The organism is Chitinophaga sp. (assembly GCF_035761305.1).
GTDB lineage: Bacteria > Bacteroidota > Bacteroidia > Chitinophagales > Chitinophagaceae > Chitinophaga.
Window position 1 is genome coordinate 1 of record NZ_DASTRI010000233.1, and the last position, 19,775, is coordinate 19,775.

Sequence of the window (19,775 nt, forward strand, 5' to 3'; positions counted from 1 at the left end):
TAAAGCCTATGGCAAATCGCACCAGTATTATGCGCTTATCAGTAAAGACGAGTACAGCCACAAAACCGTGAAGCAGCTGGTGAAGGGTTATTTTGAAGGCTCGTACAGCAACCTTATTTCCTTCTTTGTAAAGGAAAAAGATCTGAGCGTAAATGACCTGGAAAAACTATTGAAACAAATTAAGGACGCACAAAATAAATAAGCCATGGCCCCCCTGCTTTCCTACCTGCTTAAGATGATGGTATGCTCCGGCATACTGTACGGCTACTATTATGCAGCGCTGCGGAATAACCGCTTTCACCAGTGGAACCGGTACTACCTGCTGCTGGCCACCCTGCTTTCATTAACACTGCCCTTGCTGCAGCTGCCCCTGTTTTTTGAAGGCAGGCAGGCGCCGGTTCTCAGCAGCTATACCACGCAGATCATTACCCTGAGAGAATTTATTATGCCGGCTGCTCCTGCCGCGGCTATTGATTACCTGCAGCTCATATTACCGGCTTACGGGCTGGTAGTGCTTATACTACTGGCGCGCGTTGCCACCGGCTGCTGGAAAATATACCGGCTTATTCACAGCAGCAAGGTGCAGCACCTGCACCCTTACCGCTTTATACAAAGCGAGCAGGTGCCCATGCCTTTTTCCTTTTTCCGGTACATTTTCTGGAACCGGGAGCTGAACCCCGAAAGCGCCGACGGGCAGCAGATACTGCAGCACGAGCTAACGCATGTAACGCAAAAGCATAGTGTAGATAAGCTGCTGATGGAGGTAGTGTGCGCGGTTTGCTGGGTGAACCCCTTCTTTCACCTGTTTAAAAGAGAACTGGCCATTGTACATGAGTTTATTGCCGACCAGCAGGCGGCTGCCGGCCATACGGCAGATTATGCGCAAACCATTTTACAGGTAACGCTGCAAAGCCGGCAGCTAACCCTTACGAATAACTTTTTTCATCCGCCCATACAACGCAGGATCAATATGCTTTTAACACATAAATCAAATTTCTCAACTATGAAAAAGTTAATTGTATTACCCGTACTGGCTGCCCTGGTTATTTTCATCGGCTGCCAGCAGAAAGAAGAAAGCGCCGTTAAACCCGGCCCTGAAGAAATTACGATGGACGAAATAAACACTATACCTGCGAACCAGATTAAGTCCATTAACGTTAGCGACAACAAGGAAATAACGATTTTTACCGAGGACGGGAAAACATATCACGTAAGCAACATTAAATCCGGCGCAAAAACCAGCGATGATTACGCCCGGCAAAACCCGCACCACGAGATATTCACCTTTGTAGAAAACCCGCCCACATACCCTGGCGGCGAAGAAGCGCTGGCTTCCTACCTGAGCAAGAATATACGCTATCCAAAAGAAGCGCAGGAACATAACATTAGCGGTACGGTGTTCGTGCAGTTTGTGATACAGGCAGATGGTACTGTTACCGACGCCAAAATAGTAGGCGCCCGGAAAGGCGGAGGTTTGGAAGAGGAGTCTTTACGGGTAGTGAACAGCATGCCCAAATGGACGCCGGGCATGCAACATGGGCAAAAGGTGGCCGTGCAGTTTAACCTGCCCATCCGCTACACTTTGGAAACATCTATGATCAACTCTTTTATGCTGTTCCTGCCCAAAGGCAGCTGTTAAAATATTTACGGCAGCTATTGTTGTAAACAGTAGCTGCCGTAATTCTCAATTATGGGTTAACCCCAAATTTTTTTATTCATATACAAAAGCGCCATACCCGCTCTGCACCGTTACTTTCTTTGCCGGCGCGGCCTCTACCCTTCCGATTACCTGTGCATCTATATTAAATCCTTTGGCTATTTCAATGATACCGGCAGCAATGTTCTCCGGTACATACAGCTCCATGCGATGGCCCATGTTAAACACTTTATACATTTCCTGCCAGCCTGCGCCGGATTGCTCCTGTATAAGCCGGAACAGGGGCGGAACAGGGAACAGGTTATCTTTTATTACATGCAGCTGTTCTATAAAATGCAGCACCTTGGTTTGCGCGCCGCCGCTGCAATGTACAATGCCGTCAATTTGCGGGCGGTAGGCAGCCAGCACCTGCTTTATCACAGGAGCGTAGGTACGTGTGGGTGACAGCACCAGCTTACCGGCGTCTATGGCGCCAAAACCGGGAATATCAATTTTATCTGTCAGCTCCTTTTTACCGCTGAACGCCAGCTCCTGCGGAATACCCGCATCAAAGGTATCGGGATAGGCGGCAGCCACTGATTTGTTAAACACATCGTGCCGGGCAGAGGTAAGCCCGTTGCTGCCCATACCGCCGTTATACTCTTTTTCATAGGTAGCCTGCCCGTAAGAGGCCAGTCCTACAATTACATTACCGGCCTGTATGCGGTGGTTGGAGATCACATCGGCCCGTTTCATGCGGCAGGTAACCGTAGAGTCAACAATAATAGTGCGCACCAGGTCGCCCACATCAGCGGTTTCGCCGCCGGTTGAGTAAATGCTGATGCCATGGCTGCGCAGCTCTGCCAGTATTTCTTCGGTGCCGTTAATAATGGCGGCTATTACCTCACCGGGTATCAGGCGTTTATTGCGCCCAATGGTTGATGACAGCAGTATGTTTTCTGTAGCGCCCACGCACAGCAGATCGTCGGTATTCATGATAATGGCGTCCTGCGCAATGCCTTTCCACACTCCCAGGTCGCCTGTTTTTTTCCAGTAGGCATATGCCAGGGAAGATTTGGTGCCGGCGCCGTCGGCATGCATAATGTTGCACCAGGCTTCATCGCCGCCCAGTATATCGGGCACTATTTTACAGAAAGCCTTCGGGAACAGTCCTTTATCAATATGCTTTATGGCATTGTGCACGTCTTCTTTATCGGCAGACACGCCACGCTTGGAATACAGATCCTGGTTCATACTTAATAATTGATAATCTTACTATTATATCGCCGGTTTAAATGATCGCACAATCATACATCATAATTGGCTACAAGGGTATAGCAAAATTTTATTATTTCTTTCTTTTATTGTTTCTTTCCAGCGGCGCAAAAGTAGCATAGATAGTACAAATTGTTATAAAGATGTAACAAATTGTATGCAAAAGGGCCAAAGTTTATGGCGCTGCCGGGCCTAAATAGCCGCAGTTTCCGCCCTGTTGGCCGGTGTAAATATGTAAATCCCAAAAAACTGGGTTAGATTTGCACGGCTTTTTGACCGTTATTCAGACTTATGCAGGTTCACAGGGATCTATCACATTTGCCGGCTTTTCGTAATGCAGTGATCACTATTGGTACATTTGACGGTGTGCATACGGGGCACCGGTATATTTTACGCCAGCTGCAGGAAACGGCTGCAGCCGTGAACGGGGAAACCGTGATTGTAACCTTTGACCCGCACCCGCGGGAGGTGCTGTTTCCCGGCGATAACAAGCTGCGCCTGCTCACCACCCTGCCGGAAAAGATACAGCTGCTGGATAAGGAAGGCATTAACCACCTTGTAGTGGTGCCCTTTACCAAAGCCTTCTCCGAACTTTCTGCCCGCGCCTACCTGGAAGATTTTCTGATAGCCCGCTTTAAACCGCATACCATCATTATCGGGTACGACCACCGTTTTGGCCATAACCGCGAAGGCGGCCTGGAGCTGCTGGAAGCAGAACAGCAGCAATACGGCTTTCACCTGGTAGAAATACCGCAGCAGGTGGTGCACAACCTTTCGGTAAGCTCCACCAAAATACGGGAGCGCCTGCTGGAAGGCAATATAGCACTGGCCGATGAGCTGCTGGGCTATCCCTACTTCCTGGAAGGCACCGTAGTACATGGCGATAAAATGGGCCGGCAGCTGGGCTACCCTACCGCCAACCTGCAGCTGGCAGATGCCCGCAAGCTGATACCTTCCGAAGGTATTTATGCCGTAAAAGCAACACTGGATAACGAGCCCGCCATCATAAAAGGGGTAATGAGCATAGGTACGCGCCCTACCTTTAACGGTACCGACCTTCGTTTAGAAGTGCACCTCTTTGATTTTAACCGGGATATTTATGGCGCGCAGCTGCGCGTGCAGTTCATTGGCTTTATACGCCACAACCGGAAGTTTGACAATGTGGAAGCGCTGATTGCGCAGATGGATAAGGACAGCGCAGCAGCGAAAAAACAGCTATAAAATGTGCAGATGTGCAAATATGCAGATGCGCAGATGATTTAAATAGCTTAATTATAAAATGTATAAAAAAAGCAAAGGTACACCTTAACGGCTCTTTCGCCTTTCATTTATACACCTGCCTGTTTACACACCCATCCATCTGCACATTTGCATATTTGCACGTTGGCTCAGCTCATTATCTTGTACATCAGCTCCTTCATCAGCTCTCCATCGGCTACCCCGCTATCGTTAATGCCTATACTGCGCAGGTTATAGGTATGCAGCAGTAAAATGGCTTTTTCCGCGCCTTCTGCCCCGTACTGGCGGGCAGCGTGCATATAATCCTTTACAAAAAACGGGTGTACGCCCAGCGCAGCGGCTATTTCCTTTTCACCACCCTTTACGCCAAATACCAGGTTCACCTTGCTGAAAAAATTGTACAGGGCCGGTATTACCATTTGCACGGGGCCGGCCTTGGGGTTGGCGGCAAAATAGTTTACAATGCGCATTACCTTGGCAAAATCCTGCTGGCCCACGGCGTTCTGCAGCTCAAATACATTATACTCCTTGCTGATGCCTACATATTTTTCAATATCGCTTTCGTCAATTTTTTTATCGGCAGGCAGGTTTACCAGCAGCTTATCTATTTCATTGGCAATACGGGAAAGGTCGTTGCCAATATGATCTACCAGCAGTATGCAGGCTTTTTGGGAAATAGCGCGGCCCAGCTCCCGTACATACACCTCTACCCACCCGGGCAGCTGGTTATCATACATTTTTTTGGTGCTTAGCAATACGCCCTTTTCCTTTATAAGCTTGGCCATTTTGCTGCGCCCGTCTATTTTCCCCTGCTTGTGGGCCACCACAAAAATGGTGGATTCCAGGGGATGATCTATGTACGGCTCCAGCTTCAGGAGGTCGCGCATGGCCTGGGCTTCTTTCAGCAGCACCACCTGCTTTTCTGCAAACATCGGGTAGCGGCGGCAGGCATTTATTACCGTGCTCCAGTCGGTATCTTTCCCGTAAAGGATAGTAAGGTTAAAGCCCTTTTCCGCTTCATCCAGCAGCTTATGCTCTGCATAGTTGCTCACCTGGTCAATAAAAAAATCCTCTTCCCCTTCCAGCCAGTAAAGCGGTTTAAACTTCTTCTGTTTCCAATCTTTTATAATATCCTGGTATTCCATTAAATGATGTTAGATTTTAGCGGTACGAAGCCAGGCGCCCGTGCCGGTTTGCGGTTGTACACGCCTTCCTGCTAAACGATAATAATATCCTCTTCCTTTAAGATAGGCACGCCTTTGAAACGCTGCAGCAGCTGCCCTACGGCTACAACATCTTTCTGGCAGTAGGCGGCAATGCGCGGCAGATCGTGCTGCTGCCAGTATACGCCGGCCACCATGCTGCCGTCAATATCATCCTTGGGAGTAGGAATGCCCAGGATAGTAGTGAGCAGCTTCAGGGAAGTATAGTTCTTATAATCGCCAAAGCGCCACAGGTGCAGCGTGTCCAGCATCGGCACCTCCCAGGGCTTAAACCCGTGCAATTGCAGGCACGGGGGCAAAGATAGCTGATGGATAACAGAACGCCTACAGATATAGGGAATATCAAACTCTTTGATATTATGCCCGGCAAACAGGAAACGGGGGTACCGGGCGCAAAACCTGTTCACCAGGTCAAGGAAACCGCTGAGCACTACCCGTTCATCGTCATCAAATATTGATTTGATCCTTAACTGGTAACGATTGTTTTCTATGGTAAAATAGCCGGCTGAAATACAGATCACTTTCCCGAACTCCGCGTAAATGCCGGCACGCTCCGAATAGTCGGAAGCGCCGTCAGCCGTTTCTGGCGCAGTTTTTGTTATTTTCTCCATCCAGAGGTGCTGAAGCGCCTCCGGCAATTCGCTAAAACTAGCCACAGCGGGGGTTGTTTCAATATCGAGCAGTAATAATTGATCTAATGCGATGTTAGGTAGCACTGGGAAAATCCTGTTTAAAAGTTTGTGAATTAAAGTATTTTAAAAAGCTATTTTTGCATAAAGTTTTTTAACCATATAACAATTAAACATAAAACAAACAAACTATGACTGAGAACACATTTAACACGCCTGCTTCCGGACCATCCGGCTCTGAAAAACCGCGTAGCCGTAACGGACTTATATACGGAATTTTAATTGCAGCACTGGCGGGTACGTGGATCTATATGTTGTATGACAAAAATAAGACGAACGAAACCATTGTACAACAAGGCACTCAGATCGATTCTATTTCATCATCAAGAGATGCATTACAGCAGGAATATAATGCTGCAAATGCCCGGCTGGATGACCTGATTTCCCAAAACAGCCGCATGGACAGCCTGGTAAAAACCAAGGATAAAGAACTTGCCGACATGAAATCCAGGATTGCCAGCATCCTGTCAAACAAAAATGCTTCCCAGGCTGAACTGGCAGAAGCCCGCAGGCTGATAGAACAATTAAAATCAAATATAGCCGGTTACCAGGAAACTATTGAACGCCTGGAAGGAGAAAAACTGGTATTAGCCGGTGAAAGGGATGTGGCACGCAAGGAAAGAGATTCAGTAGGCGTGGTAAAAGACAGCTTAAACAAACAGGTAACCCTGGGTTCTGTATTACATGCCAGCAACATTAAGCTGCAGCCCTTACAGATTAAGAAAAACGGGAAGGAAGTAGAAACCTCCAAGGCCAAACGCGCCGATATGATGCGGGTTACCTTTGACCTGGATGAGAACAGGATTGCTCCTACCGGCGACAAGGAAATTTATGTAGCCATTACCTCCCCCGACGGCTCTCCCCTGGCAGTAGAAGCACTGGGCTCCGGCCGCTTTAGCCTGGATGATGGTACCGAGAAATTATATACTGCCAAGAAAACCGTTGCTTACACTAAAGGCGAGAAACAAACTGTAACCATGGACTGGAAGCAGAATTCCGATTTTAAGCCGGGTGATTACAGCGTTGAGATCTATCATAATGGGTTCCGCATTGGCCAAGGCAAAGTAACTTTGAAGAAAGGTGGTTGGTTCTAGTCTACAGTTTTAACAGATATATTTAAACTTATGAATAAAGGGATCTCCGGTAACGGTGGTCCCTTTATTATTTCAGATTTGTTAATGATTAGTTATTGACAGACCGCATATATGAAAATAAACTTAATTTGAACTTCTTTTTTCGGAAATGTGACCAGAAACTGTAGTAGAGTAGCCTTGCTTTAAAAGGAAAACCAGCGCGTACAAACCCAAATGAATAAGCGAAAAATCTTAGACTGAAAATAACCAGCGATACCTTAAAAAACCAAACGGCATGGCGGATTCCAAATCAGTGTACGTTATAGACGATGATGAAATTTTCCACTTCATTATTAAGAAGCTGTTCAAACAGTGCGGGAACGATCAAAATAACCTCACTATCATCTCTTTTTTTTCTGCAGAAGATGCGCTGGAGCAATTGCGCACGCCCGGGCAACTCCTGCCCTCATTAATCATTGTAGATATTAACATGCAACCCATGAACGGGTGGGAATTTATAAAAGCTTTCCGCGAGCTTCAACCAACCCTGGCCCGGCACATTCCCCTTATTATGTGCTCTTCTTCGGTGGATGAAAGGGATATTCAGCAGGTAAACAATACGCCGGAACTGGCCGCCTATATTACCAAACCGCTGGATAAAGCAAAACTGGAGATTATCGAAAAACACCTGTAGATCTGCAGATGTGCAGATGATGGGTGTGTGAATAGCCAGGTGCGTAAATGAAAAGGCGAAAGTGCTGCTTAAACAACACCTTCGCCTTTATGCATTTTATAATTAAAGCTATTTAAATCATCTGCATATCTGCACATTTTCATCACGCTGGCTGCGCATTCATGTACATTTCCTCCCGCAGCGCCTTTACGCGCGCATCATCAAGGTATTCATCAAAGGTCATCAGCCTGTCAATAACACCTTTAGGCGTAATTTCAATAATGCGGTTGGCCACGGACTGCATAAAGGTATGGTCATGCGTGGTAAACAGCACAATACCTTTAAAGTTGTTCATGCTTTCGTTGAATGACTGTATGGATTCCAGGTCCAGGTGGTTGGTAGGCTCGTCCAGTATTACTACGTTCGGGTCCTGCAGCATCATGCGGCTGATCATGCAGCGCACTTTTTCACCACCACTCAGCACACTGGTTTTTTTCATGATGTCGTCGCCGCTGAACAGCATTTTACCCAGGAAACCGCGCAGGAAGGGTTCATCCACATCCGTAACATGCGGGGGTACAAACTGCCGTAACCAATCCATCAGGTTCAGGGACTTATCGGTAAAATACTTGGCGTTATCGTTTGGCAGGTAAGCTTTGGTTACCGTGGTGCCCCATTCATACTTACCGCCGTCGGCCTCCATTTCCCCGTTAATGATCTCAAAGAAAGTGGTAAGGGCCAGGTGATCTTTGGAAAGGAATGCGATTTTATCTCCCTTATTCACGGTAAAGGTAGCATTGCTGAACAGGGTGCGGCCATCAATGGTTTTTTGCAGCTTTTCCACATTCAGTATCTGGTTACCTACTTCACGCAGCTGCTTGAAGATAATGCCCGGGTATTTACGGTTGGAGGGTTGTATTTCTTCTATCACCAGCTTTTCCAAAGCCTTTTTACGGGAGGTAGCCTGTTTGCTCTTGGAAGCATTGGCGCTAAAGCGGGCAATAAAGTCCAGCAGGTCTTTCCGCTTTTCTTCCATCTTCTTATTCTTATCAGACAGCTGGCGGGCCATTAACTGGGACGATTCGTACCAGAAGGAGTAGTTACCGGTAAAGATCTGGATTTTGCTGCGGTCAACATCCGCCACATGGGTACACACGGCATCCAGGAAGTGACGGTCGTGCGATACCACTATTACGATATTCTGATAATCGGCCAGGAAGTTTTCCAGCCAGCCGATGGTTTCTACATCCAGGTCGTTGGTAGGCTCGTCCAGCAGCAGGATGTCCGGGTTGCCGAACAGGGCCTGCGCCAGCAGCACGCGCACCTTTAAGCTACCGCTGATCTCTTTCATCAAGGCGCTATGCAGCTCCTCCTTTACACCCAGGTCGCCCAGCAGGGCGCCTGCATCACTTTCGGCGGTATAGCCGTCCATTTCTCCAAACTCGCCTTCCAGCTCGCCGGCGCGTATGCCATCCTCCTCTGTAAAATCAGTTTTGGCATAAATGGCATCCCGTTCCTTGGCAATTTCCCACAGGCGCTTGTTGCCCATCAGCACCGTATTGAGCACCGTTACTTCATCAAACTCGAAGTGGTTCTGCTTCAATACGCTCATTCGCTCACCAGGGGTAATTTCCACGGTGCCTTTATTGGGTTCTATTTCTCCTGACAATATTTTCAGGAAAGTAGACTTACCGGCGCCATTGGCTCCGATAACACCATAGCAGTTCCCTTTGGTGAAATTGAGGTTTACTTCATCAAACAATACGCGTTTGCCGTAAGAGAGCGATACATTTTTAACACTGATCATGCTGGCTAATGAAATTTAAGGCGCAAAGTTAGGCAAAATACTCCATAACCGATAGCCTGAAAAGAAAGGATTGCCGGCAGTTCAAAGGCCCTGCTGGGAGCAGGAAAATGGTTAAGGCGGAGGCCGGAAGCAATAACCTTTACGTATACCGGAAATCAGCAGACGAGCGCGGTTACCAGCCGGTGCCTCCCGGCCGGAATATTTTGCAAATTAAATTGCCTCCCGGCCAGCCGCTGAAGTTATAAAGCTGCATTTTCATCGCCGCCGGGGCCATAGCCACCTATTGGTCACTTATTTGCTGTATCTTTTGTATGGAAACACAGCAACAACTGCTTATGGACAGCAACTATGATCAACAGGTACGGAAAGAGCTGCGCCGCTGGCAAAAGAAAATGCAGCGGGGTCCTTCCCTGCCCGGCAGGCTTACCAAACGCGTGCAGGACCGTGTGAACCGCCTGATACCGGAAAAAGTACACCGGGCCTTTACTGTGGCCATTAAACAAATGACCCGGGCAGTGTTGTACGGAGCGGGTTTTGTTACTCCCGAGCCGCAGCCGGTGCTACACCTGCAGGTAACAGAGCAAAAAGTGCTGGACCGCATACGTGTTTATACTACCACGGCGGCTACCGAAGGCGCCATTACGGGCGCGGGCGGTATTTTACTGGGGCTGGCCGATTTTCCGCTGTTCCTTAGCATAAAAATGAAAATGCTGTTTGACATTGCTGCTTTATATGGCTTTAATGTAAAGAGCTACCAGGAGCGCCTGTTCCTGCTGTATGTTTTCCAGGTTACCTTTTCCAGCCAGGACCTGCGCAACAAAACCTACCCCCTGCTGGCTAACTGGGACCACTATAGCCGGGAGCTGCCGGCCGATATACACACCTTTGACTGGCGGCGTTTTCAACAGGAATACCGTGACTATATTGATATTGCCAAACTACTGCAGCTAATGCCGGGCATTGGCGCGGTTGTAGGCGCTTATGCCAACCACCGCCTTACAGAAAAACTGGGGCGTAGCGCCATGAATGCTTACCGTATGCGCTTATTAAACGTTTGAGATGTATCTTTACCGCTCACTCACATTTCCTGACGCATGACTACCTACGAACAAATTTTTGAGAACAACAAACAATGGGTAGCCGCCAAAACGGCTACAGATGCGCAGTTCTTTGAAAAGCTGGCAAAGGAACAGAACCCGGACTACCTGTACATCGGCTGCAGCGACAGCCGCGTGCCTGCCAACGAGATCATGGGCCTGGATGCAGGCGAAGTATTTGTGCACCGCAATATTGCCAACCTGGTGAATAATATAGACCTGAACGTTATGTCTGTTATTAACTATTGCGTACGGCAGCTGGATATAAAGCACATTATTGTTTGCGGGCATTATGGCTGCGGAGGCGTAAAAGCCGCCATGCAGCCGCAAGACCTGGGCCTGCTGAATCCCTGGCTGCGCAACATACGCGATGTGTACCGCCTGCATATGGAAGAGCTGAACAGCATAACGGACATTAACCAACGCTATAACCGGCTGGTGGAGCTGAATGTACAGGAGCAATGCCTGAACGTGATAAAAACAGCGGTGGTGCAGCAATCCTATCTTACCAAAGGTTATCCGACCGTACATGGCTGGGTGTATGACCTGCACAACGGCATACTGGTTGACCTGAAGATAGATTTTGAAGGCCTGCTGCACGAGATACAGAAGATCTACGACCTTACCGGGAAAGGAATGCAGTTTTAATTACGAATTACGGAATTACGAATTACGAATTACGAATTGAGGAAACGTTTTTTAGTTACATGAAGACTGAAATGCGGTGTGTTTATGAATGCGGAATAAGAGCGGAATGAATATACCTGGTTGTTTCATGATGACTGAAATGCCAGCAGGCAACTGATTTCACCATCTGCAGCATTCCAATTCGTAATTCGTAATTGAACAATTGATAATTGACTTTATGGGTCCTATTGGCGTATTTGACTCCGGTTACGGCGGGTTAACCGTGCTGAAAGAGATCATAGCTGAACTACCGCAGTACGACTATTTGTACTTGGGCGATAATGCCCGTACGCCTTACGGCAACCGCGGGTTTGAAACCATACATGCCTATACGCTGGAATGCGTGCAGCATCTTTTTAACATGGGCTGCCCGCTGGTGATACTGGCCTGCAACACCGCATCTGCCAAGGCGCTGCGCACCATTCAGCAAAAAGACCTGCCGCGCATAGCGCCCGACCGGCGTGTGCTGGGCGTTATACGGCCCACCACAGAGCTGGTGGGCACCCTTACCCAAACCGGTGAAGTAGGCATACTGGCCACCAACGGCACCGTAGCTTCTGAATCATACCCGATAGAGATACACAAATTTTTTCCGCAGGTAAAAGTGTACCAGGAGGCGTGTCCCATGTGGGTGCCGCTGGTAGAGAACAATGAGCACGAAGGCAGCGGCGCCGACTACTTTGTAAAAAAGCACCTGGATCATATACTGGGTGAGGCGCCTAATATTGATACCCTTGTACTGGGATGCACACACTACCCGCTGCTCATGCAGAAAATAAGGGAAAACCTGCCCGGCGGCGTTACAGTGCTGTCACAGGGCAAAATAGTAGCACACAGCCTGAAGGATTATTTGCACCGCCACCCGGAAATGGAAACACGTTTAAGCAAACAGGGCACCCGGAAATTCTATACCACGGATGACACGCAGATCTTTGACCGGATGGCGGGCATTTTCTTTAGTAAAAAGGTGCAGTCAGCTCACCTGGCGCTGTAAAATCACTTCTCTTTCCCTTCCAGCTTTAACAGGAATGCATATTCCAGCGCTGTTTTCTTCAGTGACTTAAAACGGCCCGAAGCGCCGCCATGGCCGGCCTCCATGTCTGTTTTTAACAACAGCAGGTTATGGTCTGTTTTGAGCGCACGCAGCTTGGCTACCCATTTGGCCGGCTCCCAGTATTGCACCTGTGAGTCGTGCAGGCCGGTGGTGACCAGCATGTTGGGATAAGCTTTGGCCACCACATTATCGTACGGAGAGTACTGCTTCATGTACTCGTAGGAGTCCTTGTTCTTGGGATTGCCCCATTCATCAAACTCGCCGGTAGTAAGCGGTATGCTTTCATCCAGCATAGTGGTAAGCACATCCACAAACGGCACACCGGCAATTACGCCATGCCACAGGTCGGGGCGCATATTGGTAACAGCCCCCATAAGCAGGCCGCCGGCGCTGCCGCCCTGCGCATACAGGTGCGCGGGCGAAGTATAGTGCTGCGCCACCAGGTACTCGGCACACGCAATGAAATCGGTAAAGGTGTTCATTTTTTTGAACAGCTTCCCATCCTCATACCAGTAACGGCCCATTTCCTCTCCACCCCGGATATGTGCTATGGCAAAGGCAAAGCCGCGGTTTAACAGGCTCAGGCGGGGACTGCTGAACGTGGGTTCGGTGGTAATACCATAAGAGCCGTAGCCATACAGCAGCAGCGGGTGGTTGCCGTTCTTTTCAAAACCCTTTTTATACACAATGGATATGGGCACCTTTACCCCGTCTTTTGCAGTGGCGTATATGCGTTCCGTTACGTAGTCCTTTGGGTCATAACCGCCCAGTACCTCCTGCCGCTTCTTCAGCTCACTTTTGCGGGTTTCCATGTCGTAATCGTAGGTGGAAGCCGGCGTAGTCATGGAGGTGTAGCTATAGCGCAGCTCTTTGGTATCAATTTCCCGGTTAATGCCAATGTTTGCTACATAAGCCGGCTCATCGAAATGCAGGTAATGGTCCTGGTGGTTTTGCAGGTTCATGATATGCAGCTGTGTAAGGCCGCCTTTACGTTCGCCCAGCACCAGGTAGTTGCGGAACACCTCAAATTCTTCCAACAGCACATCGGCCCGGTGCGGCACCACCTCTTTCCAGTGATCTTTGGAGGTTTTATCCAGCGGGCATTCCATTAAACGGAAGTTTTGCGCATCCAGGTTGGTGCGGATGTAGAAACGGTCGTTCAACGGCTCAATATCATACAGCACATTTTTTTGCCGGGGCTGAAAAACGCGGAAGCCGCCTTCGGGCTTATCGGCATCCAGTATGCGGTATTCGGACGAGAGGGTGCTGGTAGCCGCGATCATGATAAACTGCCCGGACTTGCTGCGTTCCACCGCCACATCAAAGGTTTCATCCTTTTCCATATACTCCTGGTGGTCGGCGGCTGCATCCGTACCCAGCTTATGCCGCATAATGCGCTCTTCGCGCAGGGTTTCGGGGTGCTTACGGGTGTAAAAAAAAGTTTTGTTATCATTGGCCCAGGCTGCCTCTCCGTTGGTATCGGGAATAGTATCCGGGAGCATTTTACCGGTGGCCAGCTCTTTTACCAATATCGCATATTTGCGGCGGCTTACGGTATCTATACCAAAAGCAAGCAGCTGGTTGTCCGGACTTACGGAAAGGGCATTTACATGGCAGTAGGCATGGCCTTTGGCCAGGTCGTTCACGTTCAGCATTATCTCTTCCTCCGCTTCCAGGCTGCCTTTTTTGCGGCAGTAAATAGGGTATTCCTTACCGGTTTCATAGCGGGTATAATAGTAGTAGCCGTTTTTCAGGTAGGGCGCGCTGGCATCTGTTTCCATCACGCGGCCTTTCATTTCTTCATACAGGCTTTCCCGTAGCTTGGCCTCCGGCTGCATCACGGTGTCCAGGTAAGCATTTTCTGCCTGCAGGTAAGCAATTACCTTTGGATCATTGCGGTCGTTCATCCAGTAGTAATTGTCCGTGCGCGTATCTCCATGTATGGTAAGCGCCTTGGGGATTATGGGCGCTACCGGTGCTGTCACTTTCGTTTGTTCCGTCATATTATTCTTTTTCTCCTGGCAGCCCAAAAGGCTGATGCATAATAATGCAGTGAAACCTGGCGTGTGCTTCATATAGGCAGTGTATTAAACAATTTGCATGCCTTCCGGGTTCCAGTGAATGGCCTGCTTTTTAAAGTAGCTTTCATTGGTAAGCAGGGCGGGGCCGGCGGCACGCAGGCCAAAGGTAGCATCTTCCACCACTGCTTTGCCGGTACGCACGGCTTCAAAGAAATTCGCAAAATGATCCTGCCGGTCATCGTAACCCTCAGGGGCTGCATACTTGCTTTCTGACCGGTCGCCTTTACGCATAGACTCGGGGTATTTGGCATTGTACTGCTGCACAAAGGCCTCCTGCTGTGCTTTGGTAAAGGTGTTATAGGTGTCCCACCCGCCGTAGCCGGGCGCCTGGGGCAGCTTATGTTTTTTTATACGGAAATCGTTCCAGCCCATTTCCAGCATTCCTTCTGTGCCAATAAAGCGGCTATACTGCCCGCCACCGCCACCATCTGCAAAATTTACCCGCAGGGTGGTCTGGAAGGCCGGATGCTCTTTGGTTTCCGGGTAATCAAAAATGGCCACCACTACATCGGGCACGTCGCGGCCATCTTTCCACTCTACCAGGTTGCCGCTGGCAAATATACGGGAAGGGCCCAACGAGCCGGTTACAAAATGCAGGCCGGTAATGAGGTGCACGAACAGGTCGCCGGGAACGCCGGTGCCATAGGCCTGGTAGTTGCGCCAGCGGAAAAAGCGCACCGGATCAAAGGGCACTTTGGCGGTATCTTTCAGGAAAGTGTCAAAATCAATTGTTTGCGGGCTGGCATCCGGTGGTATGGAGTATTGCCAGGCGCCCAATGCATCGTGCCGGTCGTAGCAGGCTTCTACAATATTCAGCTGCCCTATATCCCCGGCCTGGTATCTTTTACGCGCTTCTATCATGGCTACGCTGCTTACCCGCTGGCTGCCCACCTGGAACACTTTGCCGGTGCGTTTTTGCGTAGCTATTACCTGGTGCCCTTCAGCTATTTGCTGCACCATAGGCTTTTCACAGTACACATGCTTACCATGCTCCATGGCGTAAATGGAAATGGTATCGTGCCAGTGATCGGGCGTGGCCACTATTACGGCGTCAATATCCTTACGGTTCAGCAGCTCGCGGTAGTCACGGGTGGTAAATACATTGGGGCCGTATACTTCCTTTATTTTCTGCAGGTGCCCGTCGTACAGGTCGGCGGCGCCCACAAACTCCACACCGGGCACCTTCAGCGCGGTTTCAACATCGCCAAAGCCCATAATGCCCATGCCCACGCAGGCCAGGCGGATTTTATCGTTAGCGGATATACGTTTCTGCGGCTGCAGTACATGTACGGTTTCGCGGCCGAGGGAAGCCAGGGGGCCGGCGCCCAATAAGGCAGCGGTGCTGCCCAGCTGCCGGAGGAATTTTCTGCGGGAGTGGTTAGACATAACGTTGTTGTTTAGACGTGGATAGATGTATAATAATAACGAAAAAAACGGAACTTCTGTAATGGTGCGGGAGGAGTGGTAAAAACAAAACAGGCTATCCCGTTCAGGAACAGCCTGTGTTTTATTTACCAGGTAGTCTTACTTATTTTTCATATGTAAACCCGGCCCGGATAAACTCGCGGTTCAGGCGGGCAATGTTGGTGAGGGAAATCTCTTTGGGACATTCCGCTTCACAGGCGCCGGTGTTGGTACAGCTGCCAAAGCCTTCCTTATCCATTTGGGCTACCATGTTCAGCGCGCGGGTGGTTCTTTCCGGCTCACCCTGCGGCAGCTGGGCCAGCTGGGACACCTTGGCAGATACAAACAGCATGGCAGATGAGTTCTTACATGCTGCCACGCAGGCGCCGCAACCAATACAGGCTGCTGCTGCAAACGCCGCATCGGCTTTATCCTTGGGAACGGGAATGGCGTTAGCGTCTACCGCGTTACCGGTATTTACAGATATATAACCCCCGGCTTCAATTATGCGGTCAAAAGCGCTGCGGTCTACCGTCAGGTCTTTCAGCACAGGGAAAGCGCCGGCTCTCCAGGGTTCTACGGTAATGGTGTCGCCATCTTTAAAGGCGCGCATATGCAGCTGGCAGGTAGTAGTACCGGCCCAGGGGCCATGCGCGCGGCCGTTGATATGCATGGAACACATACCGCAAATACCTTCACGGCAGTCATGGTCAAATGCTATCGGTTCTTTACCCTCATTGATCAGGCGTTCATTCAGCACGTCAAACATTTCCAGGAAGGACATTTCTGACGATATATCTTTTACCTGGTAAGTTTCAAACCCACCCTGATCATTTGTACTTTTTTGCCGCCACACTTTTAAGGTGAGGCCCATTGTATAATGTTCCATCTTCTTTGGACAATTATTTGATTATTTATAAGAACGTTGTGTAGGCTTGCACTCTTCAAATACCAGCGGTTCCTTATGCAGCTCATAGGCGCTGTCGCCTTTATATTCCCATGCGGCTACATAGCTGAACTCAGCATCGTTACGCAGTGCTTCACCTTCGTCTGTCTGTGACTCTTCACGGAAGTGCCCACCGCAGGACTCGCGGCGGTGCAGGGCATCTATGCACATCAGCTCACCCAGCTCCAGGAAGTCGGCCACGCGGCCTGCTTTTTCCAGCTCAGGGTTAAATTCATTGGCGGTGCCGGGTATGCGTACATCTTTCCAGAACTCCGCACGCAGGGCTTTGATCTCTTCTATGGCTTCTTTCAGGCCCTGCTCATTACGCGCCATGCCGCATTTATCCCACATGATCTTGCCCAGGCGTTTATGGAAATGGTCTACCGACTTAGTGCCTTTAATATCCATCAACCGGTTAATGGTAGCCTGTACATTCTTTTCCGCTTCCACAAAGGCCGGATGGTCTGTGGGAATAGCTTTGGTACGGATCTCATCGGCCAGGTAATTACCTATAGTGTAGGGTATTACAAAATAACCGTCGGCCAGGCCCTGCATAAGCGCAGACGCGCCCAGGCGGTTAGCGCCGTGGTCTGAGAAGTTAGCTTCGCCCAGGGCGTATAAACCAGGCACCGTGGTCATGAGCTCATAATCCACCCAAAGGCCGCCCATGGTGTAGTGTACGGCAGGGTAAATGCGCATGGGCACATCATACGGGTTTTCGCCGGTGATCTTGGCGTACATGTCAAACAGGTTGCCGTATTTTTCCGCCACCACTTCCTTACCCAGCTGGCGGATCTGCTCCGGGGTAGGATTATCCAGGCCACGTTTACCTGCTTCTACCTTGCCATATCTTTCGGTGCTGGCGGCAAAATCCAGGTACACGGCTTGTTTGGAGCTGCCTACGCCGTAGCCGGCATCGCAGCGTTCCTTAGCGGCACGGGAGGCCACATCGCGCGGCACCAGGTTACCAAAGGCGGGGTACCTTCTTTCGAGGTAGTAATCCCTTTCGTCTTCCGGTATATCGTTAGGCTTACGGGTATCGTTCTGTTTTTTGGGCACCCATATACGGCCGTCGTTACGCAGCGATTCTGACATCAGTGTTAATTTAGACTGATGATCCCCGGAAACAGGAATGCAGGTAGGGTGTATTTGCGTAAAGCAGGGATTGCCAAAGAAAGCGCCTTTTTTGGTGGCTTTCCATGCTGCGGTTGCGTTAGAGCCCATAGCGTTGGTAGACAGGTAGAACACGTTACCATAACCGCCGCTGCACAGCAGCACGGCATGGCCAAAGTGGCGTTCCAGCTGACCGGTAATCAGGTTGCGGGCAATAATACCGCGGGCCTTACCGTCTATTTTTACCAAATCCAGCATTTCGTGGCGGGTGTACATGGTTACATTGCCCAGGGCTACCTGTCGCTCTATTGCGGAGTAAGCGCCTAACAGCAGCTGCTGGCCGGTTTGGCCGGCGGCGTAAAATGTACGCTGTACCTGTGTACCGCCAAAGGAGCGGTTGCTCAGCAGGCCGCCGTACTCGCGGGCAAAGGGTACGCCCTGCGCCACGCACTGGTCTATAATGTTAGCGCTTACCTCTGCCAGGCGATGCACATTGGCTTCGCGGGAGCGGTAGTCGCCGCCTTTTACGGTATCATAAAACAAACGGAAAACCGAGTCACCATCGTTCTGGTAGTTCTTGGCAGCGTTAATACCACCCTGCGCAGCAATACTGTGCGCGCGGCGGGCGCTGTCCTGAAAGCAGAATGCTTTTACCTTATATCCGAGCTCACCTAAGGAAGCCGCTGCTGAGGCGCCTGCCAGGCCGGTGCCCACAACGATTATCTCCAGACTGCGCTTGTTGGTAGGGTTTACCAGCTTACAGTGTCCTTTATAATCTTCCCATTTACTATTTAACGGGCCGGCAGGAATTTTTGCATCCAACATAATATGTCAAGAATTTGAGAGTAAAGTCTGAATTATTTGAAAAATATTACCACCGGTATAGCAGCAAAACCAACAGGGATCAGGATGCCGAACAACCATACCCCAATGAATTTAATTAAGCCGTTGTATTTAACATGGTTTAAACCAAAGGTCTGGAATGCGCTTTTGAAACCATGCACCAGGTGAAATGACAGCCCTACCATGCCTATTACATACAGGGCTACCAGCCAGCCTTCTTTAAAGGCGTATTGCACTACGGAGTACAGGTCTTTTACCGGTTCGCCGGTAGGGTCGTAATTAATGGTAGGTAATGCGCCAAAGTGGAACTTCCACCAGAAATCGGCCAGGTGAATAATAAGGAAAATGAGCAGGATGCTGCCCATAATAGCCATTTGCCGGCTGAACCACGAAGAAGTTTGGTTACCCGGGTTCATGGTATATTTTACCGGACGGGCCTTGCGGTTACTGAAAGTGAGCTGCAGGGCAATAATAGCATGCAGCACTATCACGATCTTTAACCCCCAGGCAATGAACTGAATAAGGCTGTTGTGGCCCATGAAGGCGGCATAGCTGTTAAAGGCCTTACCTCCGTCGTTATACAACAGCTGTATGTTACCAGCCAGGTGTACTACAACGAAGCTGCAAAGGAAAAGACCGGTAGCGCCTACTAATAATTTCTTGCCAATAGAGGTATTGAAGAATTGTGACCACTTCATATAAAATACTGAGCTTCCTTATAAGTAATATGATAAAATTCCTAAATGTCGGGCAAATTTAACGCAGGAAAAGTTAAAACCAAATGATATTTCTCAGTTTATTCCAACCGCCGCATCATTACATTATCGATCATGTTATATAAATGCAGGGGCTGATAGGTTCTCCATTTGTCATTCTCAAGCAGGTGTACGTAATGGTCCAGGTGGGTTTTTAAAAATTCCTGTTTGGTTTGTTCG

At 49.5% G+C, this 19,775-nt stretch carries 17 protein-coding genes; 8 read left to right on the plus strand and 9 right to left on the minus strand.

The genetic code is table 11. The features are described 5' to 3' along the window. Both VFS25_RS19595 and VFS25_RS19600 read left to right on the plus strand, forming a co-directional pair. Positions 1-202: BlaI/MecI/CopY family transcriptional regulator (locus tag VFS25_RS19595; RefSeq protein ID WP_326463872.1), on the plus strand; the 202-nt coding region annotated here is incomplete at its 5' end. Positions 203-205: 3 nt separating this feature from the next. Beyond that, positions 206-1,639, plus strand: a complete 1,434-nt coding sequence (locus VFS25_RS19600) for a M56 family metallopeptidase (protein ID WP_326463873.1) — start codon at positions 206-208, stop codon at positions 1,637-1,639. A 72-nt stretch (positions 1,640-1,711) separates the two neighbouring features. Here the strand turns inward: VFS25_RS19600 and VFS25_RS19605 are convergent, their stop codons facing one another. Continuing rightward, positions 1,712-2,890, minus strand: coding sequence for an AIR synthase related protein (locus tag VFS25_RS19605; RefSeq protein WP_326463874.1), 1,179 nt, complete (start codon positions 2,888-2,890; stop codon positions 1,712-1,714). Between the two features lie 339 nt (positions 2,891-3,229). Between VFS25_RS19605 and VFS25_RS19610 the strand changes: the two genes are divergently transcribed. Next, positions 3,230-4,132, plus strand: a complete 903-nt coding sequence (locus VFS25_RS19610) for a bifunctional riboflavin kinase/FAD synthetase (RefSeq protein WP_326463875.1) — start codon at positions 3,230-3,232, stop codon at positions 4,130-4,132. A 167-nt stretch (positions 4,133-4,299) separates the two neighbouring features. Here VFS25_RS19610 and holA read toward each other — a convergent pair whose 3' ends face one another. Both holA and VFS25_RS19620 read right to left on the minus strand, forming a co-directional pair. After that, complete coding sequence (gene holA, locus VFS25_RS19615) at positions 4,300-5,295, minus strand: DNA polymerase III subunit delta (protein ID WP_326463876.1); 996 nt, start codon at positions 5,293-5,295, stop codon at positions 4,300-4,302. 71 nt (positions 5,296-5,366) lie between these two features. Further along, entirely contained in the window at positions 5,367-6,029 is a 663-nt protein-coding gene (locus tag VFS25_RS19620; RefSeq protein ID WP_326463877.1) for a ribonuclease H-like domain-containing protein, read from the minus strand. A gap of 164 nt (positions 6,030-6,193) precedes the next feature. Between VFS25_RS19620 and VFS25_RS19625 the strand changes: the two genes are divergently transcribed. Continuing rightward, the gene (locus VFS25_RS19625) at positions 6,194-7,156 is read left to right on the plus strand and encodes a hypothetical protein (protein WP_326463878.1); all 963 of its coding nucleotides are present in this window, start codon (positions 6,194-6,196) and stop codon (positions 7,154-7,156) included. A 274-nt stretch (positions 7,157-7,430) separates the two neighbouring features. Then, positions 7,431-7,829, plus strand: coding sequence for a response regulator (locus VFS25_RS19630; RefSeq protein WP_326463879.1), 399 nt, complete (start codon positions 7,431-7,433; stop codon positions 7,827-7,829). Between the two features lie 142 nt (positions 7,830-7,971). On the opposite strand, the gene VFS25_RS19635 is transcribed toward VFS25_RS19630, so the two are convergent. Continuing rightward, complete coding sequence (locus tag VFS25_RS19635) at positions 7,972-9,615, minus strand: ABC-F family ATP-binding cassette domain-containing protein (protein WP_326463880.1); 1,644 nt, start codon at positions 9,613-9,615, stop codon at positions 7,972-7,974. 311 nt (positions 9,616-9,926) lie between these two features. Here VFS25_RS19635 and VFS25_RS19640 point away from each other — a divergent pair, with 311 nt between their 5' ends. From VFS25_RS19640 to murI, 3 genes are all read left to right on the plus strand, one after another. Beyond that, positions 9,927-10,673, plus strand: coding sequence for an EcsC family protein (locus VFS25_RS19640; protein WP_326463881.1), 747 nt, complete (start codon positions 9,927-9,929; stop codon positions 10,671-10,673). Positions 10,674-10,709: 36 nt separating this feature from the next. Further along, positions 10,710-11,360, plus strand: a complete 651-nt coding sequence (locus VFS25_RS19645) for a carbonic anhydrase (RefSeq protein WP_326463882.1) — start codon at positions 10,710-10,712, stop codon at positions 11,358-11,360. 217 nt (positions 11,361-11,577) lie between these two features. Then, positions 11,578-12,393 carry a glutamate racemase gene (murI, locus tag VFS25_RS19650; protein WP_326463883.1) on the plus strand — a complete coding sequence of 272 codons (816 nt, stop codon included), beginning with the start codon at positions 11,578-11,580 and terminating at the stop codon, positions 12,391-12,393. A 2-nt stretch (positions 12,394-12,395) separates the two neighbouring features. Here the strand turns inward: murI and VFS25_RS19655 are convergent, their stop codons facing one another. The 5 genes from VFS25_RS19655 to VFS25_RS19675 all read right to left on the minus strand — a co-directional run bounded on the left by VFS25_RS19655 (position 12,396) and on the right by VFS25_RS19675 (position 19,538). Continuing rightward, on the minus strand, positions 12,396-14,456 hold the full coding sequence (locus VFS25_RS19655; protein WP_326463884.1) for a S9 family peptidase: 2,061 nt from the start codon (positions 14,454-14,456) through the stop codon (positions 12,396-12,398). 84 nt (positions 14,457-14,540) lie between these two features. Continuing rightward, on the minus strand, positions 14,541-15,920 hold the full coding sequence (locus VFS25_RS19660) for a Gfo/Idh/MocA family oxidoreductase (RefSeq protein ID WP_326463885.1): 1,380 nt from the start codon (positions 15,918-15,920) through the stop codon (positions 14,541-14,543). Between the two features lie 142 nt (positions 15,921-16,062). After that, complete coding sequence (locus tag VFS25_RS19665; protein WP_326463886.1) at positions 16,063-16,827, minus strand: succinate dehydrogenase/fumarate reductase iron-sulfur subunit; 765 nt, start codon at positions 16,825-16,827, stop codon at positions 16,063-16,065. 21 nt (positions 16,828-16,848) lie between these two features. After that, positions 16,849-18,822, minus strand: a complete 1,974-nt coding sequence (locus VFS25_RS19670; protein ID WP_326463887.1) for a fumarate reductase/succinate dehydrogenase flavoprotein subunit — start codon at positions 18,820-18,822, stop codon at positions 16,849-16,851. 32 nt (positions 18,823-18,854) lie between these two features. Beyond that, positions 18,855-19,538, minus strand: a complete 684-nt coding sequence (locus VFS25_RS19675; RefSeq protein WP_326463888.1) for a succinate dehydrogenase cytochrome b subunit — start codon at positions 19,536-19,538, stop codon at positions 18,855-18,857. Positions 19,539-19,775: the final 237 nt, after the last annotated feature.

Excerpts from the sequence above, each read along its gene's own strand:
- VFS25_RS19640 (WP_326463881.1), top strand. The coding sequence starts at position 9,927 with ATGGAAACACAGCAACAACTGCTTATGGACAGCAACTATGATCAACAG.
- VFS25_RS19605 (WP_326463874.1), bottom strand. The coding sequence starts at position 2,890 with ATGAACCAGGATCTGTATTCCAAGCGTGGCGTGTCTGCCGATAAAGAA.
- VFS25_RS19660 (WP_326463885.1), bottom strand. The coding sequence starts at position 15,920 with ATGTCTAACCACTCCCGCAGAAAATTCCTCCGGCAGCTGGGCAGCACC.
- VFS25_RS19635 (WP_326463880.1), bottom strand. The coding sequence starts at position 9,615 with ATGATCAGTGTTAAAAATGTATCGCTCTCTTACGGCAAACGCGTATTG.
- VFS25_RS19625 (WP_326463878.1), top strand. The coding sequence starts at position 6,194 with ATGACTGAGAACACATTTAACACGCCTGCTTCCGGACCATCCGGCTCT.
- VFS25_RS19670 (WP_326463887.1), bottom strand. The coding sequence starts at position 18,822 with ATGTTGGATGCAAAAATTCCTGCCGGCCCGTTAAATAGTAAATGGGAA.
- VFS25_RS19655 (WP_326463884.1), bottom strand. The coding sequence starts at position 14,456 with ATGACGGAACAAACGAAAGTGACAGCACCGGTAGCGCCCATAATCCCC.
- VFS25_RS19630 (WP_326463879.1), top strand. The coding sequence starts at position 7,431 with ATGGCGGATTCCAAATCAGTGTACGTTATAGACGATGATGAAATTTTC.
- VFS25_RS19645 (WP_326463882.1), top strand. The coding sequence starts at position 10,710 with ATGACTACCTACGAACAAATTTTTGAGAACAACAAACAATGGGTAGCC.
- VFS25_RS19600 (WP_326463873.1), top strand. The coding sequence starts at position 206 with ATGGCCCCCCTGCTTTCCTACCTGCTTAAGATGATGGTATGCTCCGGC.
- holA (WP_326463876.1), bottom strand. The coding sequence starts at position 5,295 with ATGGAATACCAGGATATTATAAAAGATTGGAAACAGAAGAAGTTTAAA.
- VFS25_RS19675 (WP_326463888.1), bottom strand. The coding sequence starts at position 19,538 with ATGAAGTGGTCACAATTCTTCAATACCTCTATTGGCAAGAAATTATTA.
- murI (WP_326463883.1), top strand. The coding sequence starts at position 11,578 with ATGGGTCCTATTGGCGTATTTGACTCCGGTTACGGCGGGTTAACCGTG.
- VFS25_RS19665 (WP_326463886.1), bottom strand. The coding sequence starts at position 16,827 with ATGGAACATTATACAATGGGCCTCACCTTAAAAGTGTGGCGGCAAAAA.